General features: G+C 42.2%; 14 protein-coding genes. 10 read left to right on the top strand and 4 right to left on the bottom strand.

Features of this window, described 5'->3' with window-relative positions:
- Positions 1 to 107: 107 nt before the first annotated feature.
- From JOC36_RS03560 to JOC36_RS03515, 10 genes are all read left to right on the top strand, one after another.
- Positions 108 to 908 carry a shikimate dehydrogenase gene (locus JOC36_RS03560; RefSeq protein ID WP_205145132.1) on the top strand — a complete coding sequence of 267 codons (801 nt, stop codon included), beginning with the start codon at positions 108 to 110 and terminating at the stop codon, positions 906 to 908.
- Positions 905 to 1903: a 3-deoxy-7-phosphoheptulonate synthase gene (aroF, locus tag JOC36_RS03555; protein ID WP_205145131.1), complete on the top strand. Its 999-nt coding sequence runs from the start codon at positions 905 to 907 to the stop codon at positions 1901 to 1903. Before JOC36_RS03560 ends, aroF begins: the two co-directional genes overlap by 4 nt.
- Positions 1900 to 2961 (top strand): 3-dehydroquinate synthase, encoded by a 1062-nt coding sequence (gene aroB, locus JOC36_RS03550; protein WP_205145130.1) that lies wholly within the window; start codon positions 1900 to 1902, stop codon positions 2959 to 2961. The genes aroF and aroB overlap by 4 nt, the downstream gene beginning before the upstream one ends.
- 2 nt (positions 2962 to 2963) lie before the next feature.
- Positions 2964 to 4142, top strand: coding sequence for a chorismate synthase (gene aroC / locus JOC36_RS03545; protein ID WP_205145129.1), 1179 nt, complete (start codon positions 2964 to 2966; stop codon positions 4140 to 4142).
- Position 4143: 1 nt separating this feature from the next.
- Positions 4144 to 5448: a 3-phosphoshikimate 1-carboxyvinyltransferase gene (aroA, locus tag JOC36_RS03540; RefSeq protein ID WP_205145128.1), complete on the top strand. Its 1305-nt coding sequence runs from the start codon at positions 4144 to 4146 to the stop codon at positions 5446 to 5448.
- 13 nt (positions 5449 to 5461) lie between these two features.
- Positions 5462 to 5965: a shikimate kinase gene (locus tag JOC36_RS03535; protein ID WP_205145127.1), complete on the top strand. Its 504-nt coding sequence runs from the start codon at positions 5462 to 5464 to the stop codon at positions 5963 to 5965.
- Positions 5953 to 6669, top strand: coding sequence for a type I 3-dehydroquinate dehydratase (gene aroD, locus JOC36_RS03530; protein WP_205145126.1), 717 nt, complete (start codon positions 5953 to 5955; stop codon positions 6667 to 6669). Before JOC36_RS03535 ends, aroD begins: the two co-directional genes overlap by 13 nt.
- Positions 6670 to 6930: 261 nt before the next feature.
- On the top strand, positions 6931 to 9123 hold the full coding sequence (locus tag JOC36_RS03525; RefSeq protein ID WP_205145125.1) for an SEC10/PgrA surface exclusion domain-containing protein: 2193 nt from the start codon (positions 6931 to 6933) through the stop codon (positions 9121 to 9123).
- A gap of 275 nt (positions 9124 to 9398) precedes the next feature.
- Entirely contained in the window at positions 9399 to 10397 is a 999-nt protein-coding gene (locus JOC36_RS03520) for an LPXTG cell wall anchor domain-containing protein (protein ID WP_205145124.1), read from the top strand.
- 152 nt (positions 10398 to 10549) lie between these two features.
- Complete coding sequence (locus JOC36_RS03515) at positions 10550 to 11242, top strand: hypothetical protein (RefSeq protein WP_205145123.1); 693 nt, start codon at positions 10550 to 10552, stop codon at positions 11240 to 11242.
- 572 nt (positions 11243 to 11814) lie between these two features.
- On the opposite strand, the gene JOC36_RS03510 is transcribed toward JOC36_RS03515, so the two are convergent.
- The 4 genes from JOC36_RS03510 to JOC36_RS03495 all read right to left on the bottom strand — a co-directional run bounded on the left by JOC36_RS03510 (position 11815) and on the right by JOC36_RS03495 (position 14794).
- Positions 11815 to 12030 carry a hypothetical protein gene (locus tag JOC36_RS03510; protein ID WP_205145122.1) on the bottom strand — a complete coding sequence of 72 codons (216 nt, stop codon included), beginning with the start codon at positions 12028 to 12030 and terminating at the stop codon, positions 11815 to 11817.
- A 120-nt stretch (positions 12031 to 12150) separates the two neighbouring features.
- Positions 12151 to 12402: a hypothetical protein gene (locus tag JOC36_RS03505; RefSeq protein WP_205145121.1), complete on the bottom strand. Its 252-nt coding sequence runs from the start codon at positions 12400 to 12402 to the stop codon at positions 12151 to 12153.
- A gap of 330 nt (positions 12403 to 12732) precedes the next feature.
- Entirely contained in the window at positions 12733 to 13386 is a 654-nt protein-coding gene (locus JOC36_RS03500; protein ID WP_205145120.1) for an energy-coupling factor transporter transmembrane component T family protein, read from the bottom strand.
- A complete protein-coding gene (locus tag JOC36_RS03495) occupies positions 13376 to 14794 on the bottom strand; it encodes an ABC transporter ATP-binding protein (protein ID WP_205145119.1) in 1419 nt (472 codons plus the stop codon). Before JOC36_RS03495 ends, JOC36_RS03500 begins: the two co-directional genes overlap by 11 nt.
- Positions 14795 to 14796: the final 2 nt, after the last annotated feature.

The following is a 14796-nucleotide window of genomic DNA, read 5'->3' as shown; positions in this document are numbered from 1 at the left end:
TCCTTGAAAACAGGAAATGTTACGGATTCGCCCTAGGCCTGAAATACTAAAAAAACGAAATTTTGTTATAATAATAGTTACTATTGAAAAGGGGATAACTGGTAGCTGTGCAAACATATGGATTAATCGGGTGGCAAATTCAACACTCTTTGTCACCAAAAATACAAAATCGTGCGTTTGCTTCGGAGCATATCGCTGCAAATTATGAATTGTTTGATTTGTCACCGGACAACTTCTCAGAACGGTTACCGCAGTTATTAAATCATCTCGTTGGGGCGAATGTGACAACGCCTTACAAACATGAAATTATGCCGTATTTAGATGCAGTGACTGAGATTTCAAAAAAAACTCAAGCCGTGAATACGATTTACCGGGATCAAGCACAACGCTTAATTGGCACTACGACAGATGGTGCTGGATTTTGGCTAGCAGTTTCGGAAAGTTTGTCTCGCCAGGCGCACGTACTATTATTAGGGGCCGGCGGGGCAGCGCGGGCAATCATGGCTGCTAAGCCAGCTGGTATCCTTTTGGATGTTGTTAACCGGCCTGGCGCAAATTTCGATGAACATGCACAACAGGTTAACCAGTTATTATCCCAGCCTTTGAAGACGCTTGACCAAGTCTCTTTAGATGCTTACCAATTAGTGATTGATGCGACAACTGTTGGTATGTTTAACCAACAGACTGCTTTAACCGCCGCACAAATGGCGCAATTGCAGCCAGGAACACTCGTCTTTGATTTGAAATATAACCAACCAGTGACGCCGATTTTGCAATTGGCGCAAGCAGCAGGGTACTCGATTAAAAATGGTTGGTCAATGTTAGTTGGCCAAGCCGTTTTAAGTCACGAAATCTGGACCGGGAACCGGCCAGATATGGATAAATTATTAGAGGGGTTAAGCCAATGATAATGATTGAAATGCCAAATAAGGCTCACGCGCAAGCGTTATACGAACAAATAAAAAATCAAACCCAAACTGTGCCGGTATTCTATAATGGCGCCACTAAAGTTGGTTTAGCTGATGAAGCAGGACTAGTCGGTGTAGACTTGCCAGTTGAAGCGGTTGTACGCCATGATGTACCGGGTGCTTTACAAGTGTCACGGATATGGCAAGCTGAAGATACGATTATCAAAACGGAACATAGTCAAATTGGTGGTTCACATTTCACGCTGGTAGCCGGTCCGGATTCGATTGAAAGCCAGCAACATGTGATGAAGATGGCTCAGGCGGTAAAAGATGCAGGTGGTACCATTTTGCGTGGCGGTTCATTTAAGCCACGGACTAATCCATACAGCTTTCAGGGCTATGGGGCAGCCGGCCTGAAAGCACACCGCCAAGCGGCTGATGCCTATGAGTTAGACATGATGACTGAAATTATGGATGCTCGGGATTTTGATTTGATTGATCAATATACCGATATCTTCCAAGTCGGGGCGCGTAATATGCAAAACTTTAGTTTGTTGAAGTGCCTTGGCGAACAAAAGAAACCAGTCGGGTTGAAGCGGGGAATGTCAGCTAGCATTGATGATCTTTTGAATGCGGCTGAATATATTGTTGCTGCCGGTAATCCAAATGTTTTTTTGATTGAACGAGGAATTCGAACCTTTGATAATCAATATACGCGTAACACGCTGGACGTTGGTGCAGTGCCGGTATTGCAAAAATATAGTCATTTGCCGGTGTTAGTAGACCCATCTCATGCAGCTGGAGTTAGTGAATTTGTGGCACCGTTGGCGCGAGCTGGCGTTGCCGCCGGTGCACAAGGATTGATGATTGAAATTCATGATAATCCTAAAGCTGCTTTAGTTGATGGCGCGCAAGCTTTAACCCCAGCTGAATTAGAAAAGTTAATGCAACAAGTACAAGCGATTAGTGCAATCCTCGAGGAGAATGAATCATGATTGAAGTAAATACAAAAAATCATCCGTATCAAGTTGATTTAGAATTTGGTGGTAGTAACCAAGTTGGCCAAAAAGTTGCGCAAGTTTGGAGCCCTCGCCAAATTGTCGTCATTTCAGATATGAATGTGGCGGAATTATATTTAAAACCAGTTGTTAAACAATTACGGGATGCTGGCTTTACGGTTAGTACCGCGGTTGTAGCCGCAGGTGAAGATTCCAAAAATTTGGATTTGGTGCAAACGATTATTAAGCAAATGAGTAATGATCATTTCACCCGTTATGATGGTGTGATTGGTTTAGGTGGTGGAGTGATTACTGACTTAGCAGGGGTCGTAGCTTCATTATACATGCGTGGTATTAGTTTAATTCAAATACCAACATCAATGACGGCACAAGTTGATGCAAGTGTTGGTGGTAAAACTGCCGTCAATTTGGGCGAAGTAAAAAATGTCATTGGCACTTTCTATCAACCAGACTATGTTTTGGTTGATCCCGCCCTCCTAACAAGTTTAGATGATCGTGATTTAGTCGAAGGTTATGCGGAATCAATTAAAATGAGTTTGTTAGCTGGTGGTGACTTTGCAACCTTAACTGGACAAGTCAACTCAGTTGATGATTTAAAGAACAAAGTCGTACCAATTATTGAGGCATCAATTCAATATAAGCGTGATGTTGTTGTTGAAGATGAGTATGATGAAGGTCGTCGTCAAGTGTTGAACTTTGGTCATACCTTTGGTCATGCGATTGAATTAATGGCACATGGTGAATTGCGTCATGGTGAAGCAGTGGCGATTGGGATGGTCGCGATTACTGATCGTTTGACACGTGATGGCTATACCCAAGCTGGAGTTAGTGATGAAATTATTAACCGGCTTTTGCCAGTTGGCTTGCCTGTTTTCTCTGAATACATTGGAGAAGGGGATTTCTTTGATTTGGTATTGCGTGATAAAAAGCGCAGTGATGATCGGATTAATTTCATTGGCCTTGCAAAGGTGGGCGAACCAATTATTGTTAAGAAAGACGTTCGCAAGTTAGAAGCTTTCGTGAAAGGATACTAAACATGCGTTACATGACTGCTGGTGAAAGCCATGGGCCAGAAGAAGTTGCAATTATTGAAGGCATCCCAGCGGGATTACATTTAACGGCCGAGATGATTAATGAACAATTACATCGACGGCAAGTTGGTTATGGTCGGGGGGCCCGCCAAAAGATTGAACAGGATGAAGTCATCTTAATGGCTGGTGTTCGACATCAAATGACCTTAGGTTCACCAATTGCTCTGAATGTGCATAATCGAGACCATAATAACTGGGCGGATATTATGGATCCTAATCAACCGGCGACGCCTGAGAATAGCACGCGCCGGGTTCAACGGCCACGCCCGGGGCATGCCGATTTAGTTGGTGGCATTAAGTATGGGCATCAAGATGATTTGCGCAATGTTTTGGAGCGGTCTTCGGCACGTGAAACCGTTATGCGGGTTGCCGTTGGAGCCGTAGCAAAGGCATTATTGGCAGAAGTTGGTGTGGATGTCCACGGTTTTGTGGCTAATATTGGCCCGGTTTACACGGACATGACGCAACTAGAAGGAATGGCTGATTTAGAAGCAGTGCGCAAGCAATCTGAACAATTCGAGACCCGTACGTTAGATGCAGAAACGGATGCCAAGATGCGTGAGTTGATTGATCAGACTAAACAGGACCGAGATACGGTCGGTGGTACTGTGGAAGTCATCGCGACGGGAGTTCCCGTTGGTTTAGGTTCATATGTTTCAGCCGATGCAAAACTTGATAGCCAAATTGCGCAAGCTTTAATGAGTATTAATGCTTTTAAAGGCGTTGCTTTTGGCGAAGGCTTTGCGATGCAAGCATCATTTGGTAGTCAGGTCATGGATGAAATTTATTGGGATGCGGAGCGCGGCTTTTATCGTGGATCTAACCATCTGGGTGGTTTTGAAGGTGGCATGACAACTGGTGAACCGATTGTGGTGAAAGGTTTGGTAAAGCCAATTCCAACCCTTTATCGGCCAATGCAAAGTGTTGATATTCAAAGTCATGAAGTTAATCGGGCCTCAATTGAACGTTCAGATACAACGGCTGTCCCAACCGCAGCGGTGATTGCAGAAGCAATGGTGGCAATTAAATTAGCTGAAGCGATGTTAGATAAATTTGATAGTGACCAAGTTGCACGCTTTAAGGTGCAGGTTGCTGAATATCGACAAGCAGTAAAAGAATTTTAAAATGAGACAAACAGAAACAAAAAAGTTAAAGCAGGCATCCCATGGATTGCAGGGGAAATTAGTTGTACCAGGTGATAAAAGCATTTCGCACCGGGCTATTATGCTGGGAAGCTTAGCGCAAGGGACGACGACCATCAAAAATATTCTGCAAGCTGAGGATGTGCAAACGACGATGCGGATTTACCGCCAATTAGGTGTTTCAATTGAAACTAAAGGGGCGGTAACGCGAGTTGTTGGAAAGGGTGCTGAAAATTTTCAAGAGCCCGTAGAGGCACTTGATTTTGGTAATTCTGGGACTACCTTACGATTGAGCTTAGGGATCCTAGCGTGCCAGCCATTTGCGATGCAACTCATTGGGGATGCAAGCTTATCTAGCAGACCAATGGGTCGAGTTTTAGAACCGTTAAAGCAAATGGGGTTAAAATTAGCACAGACAACGGAGCGTTTACCGATTGCGTTGCAAGCTAATCGACAGTTAGAGGGTATTCATTATACTATGCCGATTGCGTCAGCTCAGGTAAAAAGTGCGCTGATTTTGGCTGCCTTACAGGCTGAGACACCATCAGTAATCCATGAGCCGATTCCAACTCGTGATCATACTGAAAAAATGTTGGAAGCTTTTGGTGTTACTTTACAGCGTCAGCAGCAAGAAATTACAATTATGCCTCGGCAACAACTAACAGCGACACAGCTTGAGGTGCCTGGTGATTTTTCTTCAGCAGCGTTCTTTATTGTGGCTGCTTTGTTGGTGCCAGATAGTATGGTTATCTTGCCACAGGTGGGGTTGAACCCAACACGGTTAGGTTTACTTCATATTTTGAACCAAATGGGGGCTAAGATTGCCTTGCCTGATGTAGCTGAACAAGTCGGCGAACCATTAGGGACTTTGGAGGTTACTAGCCAAAATTTGCAGGCGACAACGATTGAAGCAACTGAAATTCCAAGCATGATTGATGAAATTCCATTGCTGGTCTTAGCAGCAACGCAAGCAAATGGCACGACGGTGATTACTGGGGCATCTGAATTGCATCACAAAGAAACAGACCGAATTGAAACAGTGACGCAGGAGCTAAATCGTCTGGGGGCCCATGTTGTGGCACAAGCAGACGGCTTTGTGGTTGAAGGACCTACCCCCTTGCAGGTAGAGCAACCAACTGTGATTAACAGCCATGGTGATCATCGAATTGGGATGATGCTAGCAGTGGCTGCGTTAATCACTCAAGGAGATGTTTACTTACAGGATGCTGATGCCGTAAATATTTCTTATCCGCAATTTTTTGCAGATTTAGACAAGTTATTAAACTAGATAGGTGGGTTCTATGAATTCAGCAATACTAATTGGATTTATGGGCGCCGGTAAAACAACTGTGGGCCAACTTTGGTCTGAGACAGTTGGACGTCCCTTTTTGGATACTGATCAAGTGGTTGAACAGTTAACACAGCAGACGATTCCTGAATTTTTTGAAAACCATGCCATGCCTGATTTCCGTGAATTAGAAACACGTGCTTTGACGGCTTTTTTGGAATATCCAACTGGAATTTTAGCGACTGGTGGTGGTATTATTGATAGTTCAGCTAGTGAAGCATTGTTACAGCAGACGGAAGTACCAATCATCTATTTGTCAGCTGAATTTGGTACGATTGCCAATCGATTGATGGATGATGTAAACCGTCCGATTTTGCAAGAAAAGACTTTTTCAGAAGTCGTTGCTCTTTATCGGCAACGTTTGGAAAAGTATACCGCTTTGGCGGATTACACGATTGCGGTTGATCAATTAACGCCAGCGGAAATTGTGGAGCAATTACAAGCATGGAGCGATTAAAATTAGGTTCAGCTGAGGCCAGTCCCGACCGTCCACTGATTGCAGTTCCGTTAATGGCTACTGACGAAGCGCATTTGCAAGCACAACTGCCACAGTTCAATGCAGCGCAAGCTGATGTGGTTGAATGGCGGATTGATTATTGGGATGACTTGCATCAATTAAAACACCAGTTGCAAACTCTGTTACAGCGATTTGAAAAGCCGGTGATTTTGACCTATCGTTCGCAAGCTGAAGGTGGGATTGGGACACAGGTGGCATGGGTATATCAGACGCTGTATCCGTTAGCTATCCAAAGTGGCGTAGCAGCGCTTGATGTTGAAGCGCGGTTTGATGATTATGCACCAAAATTGATTGCTCTAGTTCAAAAAAGGGACACTCAGGTCATTTTGTCTAAGCATTTGTGGCGAATAACGGATAAAGATTTTGCAACAGAGCTGGTAACTTTAGCTCAATCAGAGGCAGATATCCTTAAATTAGCGATTCAACCGCGACAAGCTGAGGATGTGGTAGCGTTGCTAACGGCAACACAATCCGTCAGCCAAACGGTTACGCAGCCCTTAATTACGATGGCGATGGGACAAATAGGTCAAATGTCACGCCGAGTTGGCTATCGCTATGGTTCGCAATTAACATTTGCTAGTTTGACAGATGAGTCGGCCCCTGGACAGTTAGCTTTAGATGATTTATGGGCAAGTTTTCATTGATAAAGTAAAATACAAGCACGAAATTTCTCGCTTGAGAAAGGCGTGCTTTTTATTTTGCGTCAAATAACATAATTTAAATGTATGAGCTTTATAAATAAAATTGGTATATGTATAAAATATTTAAAAGCTCTAATAGTGCTTTATTTCATAGTACATGATTTTAATAATATGTTTTTTGTTGATTGTTGGTTTAGTTACTTGTTATAATCATTGCAATATATCAGCTGGATGGAGTCGAATAACCATGATAGGAGTATGGATATGACTAAAAAACAGTTACTTTTTGCCACCGCCACCCTCTCAACAGTCGCGTTCGCGACAACAACCGCACATGCGGATAGTGAACAAGTGTCTGACGCGACATCACAGGTAAATCTTCAGGAAAATACTGAAAACGAACAACGCCTTAAGGATGCTCAAGCACAGGTTGATCAAACAACGGAATTGGAACGGGAGGCACAATTAGAAGCTGATCGGCAGGCCCAGGCGCATCAAGAAGCATTGGTAGCGGAGCAACAAGCTCAGCAAAAATTAGCCGAACAACAAGCTCATGACAAACTTGCCGCAGAAAATGAAGCTAAAGCCAAACAAGCTGAGGCAGATCGAATTGCTAAGTTAAAGGAAGCGCAAGCTAAAGCGGCTAAAAAGCAGGCCGAAATTGCGCAAAAGGAAAAGGAAGCTAAAGCGGCACAAGCGGCTAAAGACAAAGCAGCTAAACAAGCGGCTGAGGCTAAAGCGAAGCAAGCTCAAAAAGAAAAGGCAGCCAGCGCAACGCAAAATACACAAAATAAAGCCCAGCAAAATCGCAATAACGCAGCGAAAGGGACGTCTGTCGAAAAATCACATAATAAATTTAAAACAGCTGAAAAAAATTTGAATGCAGCCAAAAAGAATACTGCCAATAAGCAGGCGACCAAGAACAGTGCACAACAAAAATTGACTAAGCAGCAACAAGCCAAACAAGCAGCGCAAAAACGCATTGATGCGGCTAAGAACAAGTTAGCGCAGACAGATAAGACCATTAAGCGGACGCAGTCTGGGCCTGGTCAGCCGGTTGCACCATCAGAGAAAGATGGTGGGGCATTAGCAACTGATTATAATCATCGCATTGGTACGGATTTGCAGTTGCCACGTGAATTGAAACAACCACAAGATACAAAAGCAACTAGTGGTCAAAAGGGTGGTTATTATGGTTGGTACGTTGTTGATAAAGCAACTGATCAATCCGAAAAGCTTACGGGTCCACTCTCGGTTAAACAACAACGTGAACTGGCAGCTTATCAATTACGGTTAATTAATTCTTTCCGGCGCCAGAATGGCCTAGCACCTTTGAAGATGACCGAAAATCTCTGGACGTCAATTATGGACTATGAGTTAAATCAACGTGGGTTGAATAAAATTGTTGATGAGCATAGTCGAATTGGTGCAGATTGGCAGAATCCAACCAAGTTATTCCATGCGGGAAGTGCCCAAAATTTGGGCTTCGCTAATGGAACCACAATGTTGGCGTTGAAGGTTGATATTTTGAATATCTTAACGGCCATGGCTTATAAAGATACTGATTCAGCTTGGGGTCATCGTGATAACATGCTTGAGGCAGACCGGCCTGGTTTTATCACCTTGGTGGTGCCGTTTATTCAATATGTTGGAGATAATAGTGCGACCGGTAATCAATGGCAGGTGCTGACTGATTTTATTACTTACCAAATTACGGGGGTTAGTGATACTCAAGTGAAGTCACAGTTAGGCTTTGACCACGAAATCAAACCAACTGCTGATGCGATCGGACCAGATGAGATGGTAACAGTTGAAAATCCGGAATATGTTGCCACCCAGCAGGCGTTGAATGCGGCTAATGCCCAACTAAAGCAAGCAAATACGGCTTTGCAAGCGGCCCAAACTTCTGTGAAACAGGCGGATACAGCCTTGCAAGCTGCTAAAAAGAAACAAGCGCAAAGTCAAAGTGCGTATAACCAGGCTAAAAAGACGTTAGATAAGGCAATTGCAGCGGATAAAAAATACCAAGCTAAGGTGAAGCAGCTACAAAGTAAATTAGATGTAGCTAAAAAAGCTAATACGAAAGCACAAGCTGAAAAACAAGCCGCGGTTAAGCGCACTGCGAATGCTAACACGGCAGTGAAGAATGCCCAAGCCAAATTAGATCAAACGACCAAGGCATTAGCTAAAACCCGTGCTGAATTAAAAGCGTTACAGCAGCAAATTACGCAACTTAATGATGCAAGTACGACTCAATCAGCGCTCAGTGTAGCTCAGGCCAAAGTTAAGCAAACGAAACAAGCCGTTATCGATGCGCAAGCTGACTTAAATGTTGCAAAACATCATGTTGAACAAACAACAACCGCTAGTCAAGGGGCGCAAAACCGGCTCGCGGCAGCAAAGTTAGCTCGTGAGCAAGCGTTGTTAACAGCTCAACAAACGGTTGTACGAGTTTAAGCGTTGATAGTACAGCAGAAACAGAATATCGCCACGGATTGGTGTTAGTTTTTGAAACTAACGCCTTTTTTGTTGAGGCGTTTATTATTGGATGATCTGTAGCAATGTAAAAACGTTTTAAAATATAGTCGTAATCTTTATGTAAAAACGATGCATGTATTATGAGTGTAATCTAATATAGAAATAAAATTATTTTATTGACTGGTGTAAAATACCTTGTTAAGATAACCTTAAGAAATTAATTTAAGCATATTGATGATTATAGGAGTGGGAAAATGACTAAGAAACAACTATTGTTTGCTACTGCAGCGTTGACTGCGGTTGCATTGACGGATACAACTGCACATGCGGATGCTGATAACAACACAGCTGCGCCTGTTGCCACACAACAAGTTGCTGCTGATAGCCAAACGGCAACTTCAACTACGGCTGACTCACAAGCGGTTAGTTCACAAGCTGCAACTTCTCAAGCAGCCAGTTCACAAGCTGCAACTTCACAAGCGGTTAGCTCACAAGCTGCAACTTCAGAAGCAACGCAATCAACTTCTGCTAGCTCACAATCAGCGGCTTCAAAGTCAGCTGCTAGTTCACAAGCAGTAAAGTCACAAGCGGCGAAATCTACATCAGCTGCTGCAACGTCAGCAACTGCACAAAGTACTTCAGTAAGTGCTTCAAAGACAGCGCCAACAGTTAAAAAAGCTGCTTCAAGCCAAAAAATCACAAAGTCAATGACTAAGGACCAAGTCGCTGAAGTGGCCGGTGATCGCTTTGATGCAATTGATAACCCATTTACCAACTGGTTGATGGGACAAACTGACCCAATTGCAACTTTGGACAACATGACAGATGCGCAATATGAAGCCTTTATGGTTAAGTACTATGACGCTATGGTTGATTTGGAAAATGAATTAGGTGACTATATTGCGGCTAATGGATCAAATGCTGAATTAGATGACTTGATGGACTTCATTTCAGATTACTTGGACGATTTTGAAGACTTACTTTCAGAAGATGAGGACGAAGACGAAGACATTGACGAAATGGCAGCAACGAACGGTGGCCAAGCGAAGGGAACAAGCGTTAACCCTAATGCCATCGGTGCTTCAGACAAGACAGCAACTGATGCACAAACACGTATGGCAAAGTACCATGGTGCTGATGCCAAGACATTGCCAAATACTGGTTCAGATGCACAAAACGGTTTGGCAATTGCCGGTGCGGCAATGCTAGCTGGTTTGGGTGCGCTTGGTTTTGGATACAAGAAGCGTTCATAATTAACTTTAAAAAAAGCATGTTCAATAATTGAGCATGCTTTTTTGTTATCAAATTTTGTCATGATTTTGTAATCTTGTATTGACCTAATCTGGTTCATTCTATATGATTATGGTGTAAGAAATATAATTTTAATATTCCTTGGAGGGAAATGATGTTTAAGAAAACGGGAATCACATTTTCGATTGCAATCGCAATCCTTTTGGGTGTTGGATCAGTCGCCAGCGCTGATGAATTGACGCAAAATGAGCAGGATAATTCATCAGTAGTAGTGACGACGGATGAAAAAACTGCTACAACACCATCTGAGCAAACAGACGTTACAGATGTTGATAAGGCAGTGGACGTTAAGTCGACTGAAGTTGCTCCAAAGCAAGCAGAGATTAAAGCTGCGGTGAATAAAGTGCCAGTCGTCGAAACAGTGGCTGCGAAGAAGGCACCAGTCAAGAAGGCACCGGCTAAGAAAGCGCCAGTCAAGAAGGCACCAGCAAAGAAGGCGCCAGTTAAGAAGGCACCCGCCAAAAAGACGCCAGCAAAGAAGGCGCCAGTTAAGAAGGCACCCGCCAAGAAGAAGCCAGCTCCTAAGAAAACCAAGCAACAAATTCGGAATGAAGAAGGCAAGCGCCAAGTTAACTATATCAATAAGTTATGTGTAGATATTGATAAGACGAAGGATCCGAAAAATGCTAAGGAAATGCAAGCATTTTTAAATAAGTTTGTTTATGAACCTGAAAAGCGCTATAAAGCTTTGCAAAATTTTGTGAAGAAGTATGGTAGCAATGCAAATATTCAATATGCTTTGGCTTTCTACAAAGAATACGTTAAAGAAATGAAAAAGGATTTCTAAATTCCTAATTGCCGTAACACTGAAATGTTACGGATTTTTTTGTGCAAAAAAGTAGGTGAGTGCGATTGATTATATTGGCCTGATTGCAATGTTGTATATAGGATGCATTTAATATTTGGATTAATTCCAGGAAGCAAAGGGTGCTTTAGCTAGTAATTTTGGTATGGTTACAGTCCAAGCTTTGGATAAAGCATGACTAATTTTGAAGTTATGAAATGTAGGTATGGGTAAGGGAGTTGTTTAAGCGAAGCAGTCTAGATTATTGTAAAAGTGTAGTAAAAAGGCCTGCTTCCTATAAGTTTACGGGAAGCAGGCCTTTTGGCTGACATAGTATTATGTCAGCCGTTTTTAAATAATAAAATTGAGTTAATAATAGCAAAAAATCCAATTTAAGTCGTAGACAGTTGCAACCCCCCGATTGAGTAGAAAATAATACAGTTCCCATTTCTCCCCAAAATATTATTAATATACCGCTCGTATTAGTTGTGGTGTAGTTAATTTGGTTGCTAGTGCAGTTAACTTAAATTGGATTCCATCAAGGATGAGTATCTGTCAGATAAGATAAGTAAGCTTTATATCTGGCGATCATCTGCTTGATTGGAAATATTTAGGTAACTTGCAGATGGAATAAGTGATAACGCGGTATCAAATTCTTCGGCAGCGACAGCTGACTCGAATTGGTGCAACGTTTGATCAGAAATACCTAATTGTTCAGTAGCTTCGTTGATGGAATGAGCTTTAATGAACTGGGTAATGGTATTAACCATATATTCGGCTTCGTTGTCCATTGATGAGTCCCTCCTAAATATTCTTACGCTATAATGTCCGAAAAGTGGACACTATACTATTTGATTATATTGAAAAAAGCGCCTTTGTCAAAGTAATTAACAAAGATTTATAATATTTTTCTAACTTTTTTGTTGATGATATTGATTGTAAGCTTTTACAAAATATAACAAAGCAGAGCTAGGGAGCTTCTTTAAGACAGATAAATCATGGGTCGCACGATAATGATTACGATATTTGTAATAAGTATCGGGTGAAATATTAATTGCCTGTGTCACCTTACGAATTGGAATTTGATTGTCAAAATTATCAATAAAGGCAAAGTTTAAAATCGCGATGAGTTCGCGATTAGAATACTCATGAACGTGTTTCATAAGTGCGATACTCCTCTCGTGATTGTTGTCGATGTCATGCTTGTGTTCGACGGAAGTGGGTTATTTAGGATGTAAGCTCAGTGTTTGGCACCATGACGTACGGTTGCTATTATAAGAATTTATCTCACTTAATCATCCTATACTTATTTCATGATTATAGTATTGATATATTTTTTAACACATTCTGCATTTTACCCTTTGCATGTGAGTTACGTCAATATCAAATAGTCTTTACCTTTTATTTAGCGATAAGTGAAATAAAAAAACCACACAATCAAAAAAGATTGTGTGGTGCCTAGCTAAAGCATGAAGCTTACGAGCGGTTATAGGCTAAAAAAATCCAAAGTAACTATAAGTAATGATCAAAACGACGGCTAAAAGCCATTGCCACTTCGGTAGGGTATCTGTATACGTCATGGTACGAGGAAAACCTTCAGAAAAACCATGTGAGGACATCCCTTGCGCTAGATCGTTGGACCATTGCAAAGCGCTTAAGATGGCTTTGAAATACAATTGTGGTTGCCAAAGATGATATGTTAGTCCGCGTAAATTTGCGGAATAACGAATAATTTTTACCTGACGCTGAATCCGGGGAAGCAAATTAAAGGCTGCTAGGAGCCCGTAAGCGAACGTTGGCGACAGGTGTAAGTGCAAAACACAACTAAAAAGAATATCTTTGACATGCGTCGTAAGGGTTAAAGTCATTCCCAAGAGTACATAGGCGAATAAACGAGTCACTTGTAACCAAGCTTGGTGCCAGACATCGCCAGTCCCAAAAGCGATGAATGACCAACCGGTTCCTAATGCTAGTGGCAGTGTAATCAGTCCAACAAGCGTAATCGTTTTGATTGAAGCACGACGGTAAGCTAAGTAAATTAGCGCGATCATGCAAACCACAATATTTACGGGGATTGATTGAACAAAGGCCATTGGGATTCCAATCCCTAATAAAATAATAATTAATACACTGGGATTAATTTGCATGAGGCACCTCCGTAATCAAAGTTTGGTGCGCAATGCGAATTTCATAATCAATAAAAGAATCAAGACCAGTTCGTTGATGGGAAATCAGGACGCCTGAGAGATGATTATCCCGTAAAGTTTGCTGAATTAAGGACAATACTTGCTGCATTGACGCGTAATCTAGTCCAGCTAAAGGCTCATCAAAGAGTAAGAAAGCTTGCCCCATCATTAACATGCTGAGAATCTGCACCTTCTTTTGTTGCCCACCTGATAATTGGTAGAGATTTGCTGTTGTAAAATCAGTTAAATTTAATTGTGTAAGGGCGGTTGTAATGCGTTCATTAGTCCAATAATTGGGCAATAAGCTATACTTTTGCGACAAGGCTAATTCATCTTGAACTGTGAACTTAACGAATTGGTCCAAAGCATCTTGAAAAACTAAACCAACTGTTTTGGACCATTTTTTTAACTTAATTTTTTGACTATCCTGGTCTTGCCAATTAATTTTTCCAGTGTAGTTAGTTTGGTGAGAAATGGCCGCAAATAAGGTAGATTTGCCACTTCCATTCGCGCCTGAAAGCAGACCTAATTGGCCTTTTGGAAATTGAAAGGTCGCATCAGTAAGTAAGGTGCGGTCTGCAACGGTTAAACCAACTTGCTCTAATGCAAGTGGACTATTCGCAACAGCTACCTGAGGTTTAAACCAAGCTGGAGCCACCTCAATAAATTGAGCAAAAATATCTTGAGATGCTACTTGGAGAGATTTTGTTTCAGGATTTAATTGGTAAATGTTATCCACCAGAGAAGTGTAGCCAGACAAATCATGATCGGTCACAATAATGGTTTTGTGCAAGTCCTGCTGTAATGTTTTAAGTAACGCTAACAGTGATTCGCGGGCAACCGGATCAACATTGGCAAATGGTTCGTCTAGTAAAATGAAATCACTGCCGAGCGCCAACACGGTAGCTAAAGCAACTTTTTGTTTCTCGCCGCCAGAAAGCGTCGTAATTTTATGATGGGCGAGATGACTGATACCTACAGCTGTTAAGCTTTCAGGAATGCGAGCTTCAATCACATCCTTAGGGAGTTGTAAGTTTTCTAAGGCAAAGCGTAGCTCCTCGGTCGGTGTTTGCATGGCAAACTGTCGATTTGGGTTTTGAAACAGTAACCCGACCCGTTTAGATCGTTCAAAAGGAGCGACAGTGTCAATTGGTACCCCGTCTAAGGCGATATTACCTTGCAGAATTTGGCCACCGTAATGTGGTAACAAGCCAGCCATGGCATGTAGCAAAGTTGATTTACCGCTACCAGATGGTCCGACTAACAGGTTAAAGCTCCCTGGTTGTGGTTGCCATGTAACGTCATGAAGCTGAGCAGGGTGGGTTTCATCGTATTGAAATGAAAAATGATTAACTGATAGTGTTGTCATAG

Origin of the sequence: Weissella uvarum, from assembly GCF_016908785.1 — a bacterium.
Classification (GTDB): Bacteria; Bacillota; Bacilli; order Lactobacillales; family Lactobacillaceae; genus Weissella; species Weissella uvarum.
Note: the sequence above shows the minus strand (reverse complement) of the source record. Positions and strands in the feature narration are given on the sequence as shown.

What these genes read in the sequence shown, in the direction of transcription:
- aroF (WP_205145131.1), top strand. Translation starts at nt 905, where the DNA reads ATGATAATGATTGAAATGCCAAATAAGGCTCACGCGCAAGCGTTATAC.
- aroB (WP_205145130.1), top strand. Translation starts at nt 1,900, where the DNA reads ATGATTGAAGTAAATACAAAAAATCATCCGTATCAAGTTGATTTAGAA.
- aroC (WP_205145129.1), top strand. Translation starts at nt 2,964, where the DNA reads ATGCGTTACATGACTGCTGGTGAAAGCCATGGGCCAGAAGAAGTTGCA.
- aroA (WP_205145128.1), top strand. Translation starts at nt 4,144, where the DNA reads ATGAGACAAACAGAAACAAAAAAGTTAAAGCAGGCATCCCATGGATTG.
- JOC36_RS03535 (WP_205145127.1), top strand. Translation starts at nt 5,462, where the DNA reads ATGAATTCAGCAATACTAATTGGATTTATGGGCGCCGGTAAAACAACT.
- aroD (WP_205145126.1), top strand. Translation starts at nt 5,953, where the DNA reads ATGGAGCGATTAAAATTAGGTTCAGCTGAGGCCAGTCCCGACCGTCCA.
- JOC36_RS03525 (WP_205145125.1), top strand. Translation starts at nt 6,931, where the DNA reads ATGACTAAAAAACAGTTACTTTTTGCCACCGCCACCCTCTCAACAGTC.
- JOC36_RS03520 (WP_205145124.1), top strand. Translation starts at nt 9,399, where the DNA reads ATGACTAAGAAACAACTATTGTTTGCTACTGCAGCGTTGACTGCGGTT.
- JOC36_RS03515 (WP_205145123.1), top strand. Translation starts at nt 10,550, where the DNA reads ATGTTTAAGAAAACGGGAATCACATTTTCGATTGCAATCGCAATCCTT.
- JOC36_RS03510 (WP_205145122.1), bottom strand. Translation starts at nt 12,030, where the DNA reads ATGGACAACGAAGCCGAATATATGGTTAATACCATTACCCAGTTCATT.
- JOC36_RS03505 (WP_205145121.1), bottom strand. Translation starts at nt 12,402, where the DNA reads ATGAAACACGTTCATGAGTATTCTAATCGCGAACTCATCGCGATTTTA.
- JOC36_RS03500 (WP_205145120.1), bottom strand. Translation starts at nt 13,386, where the DNA reads ATGCAAATTAATCCCAGTGTATTAATTATTATTTTATTAGGGATTGGA.
- JOC36_RS03495 (WP_205145119.1), bottom strand. Translation starts at nt 14,794, where the DNA reads ATGACAACACTATCAGTTAATCATTTTTCATTTCAATACGATGAAACC.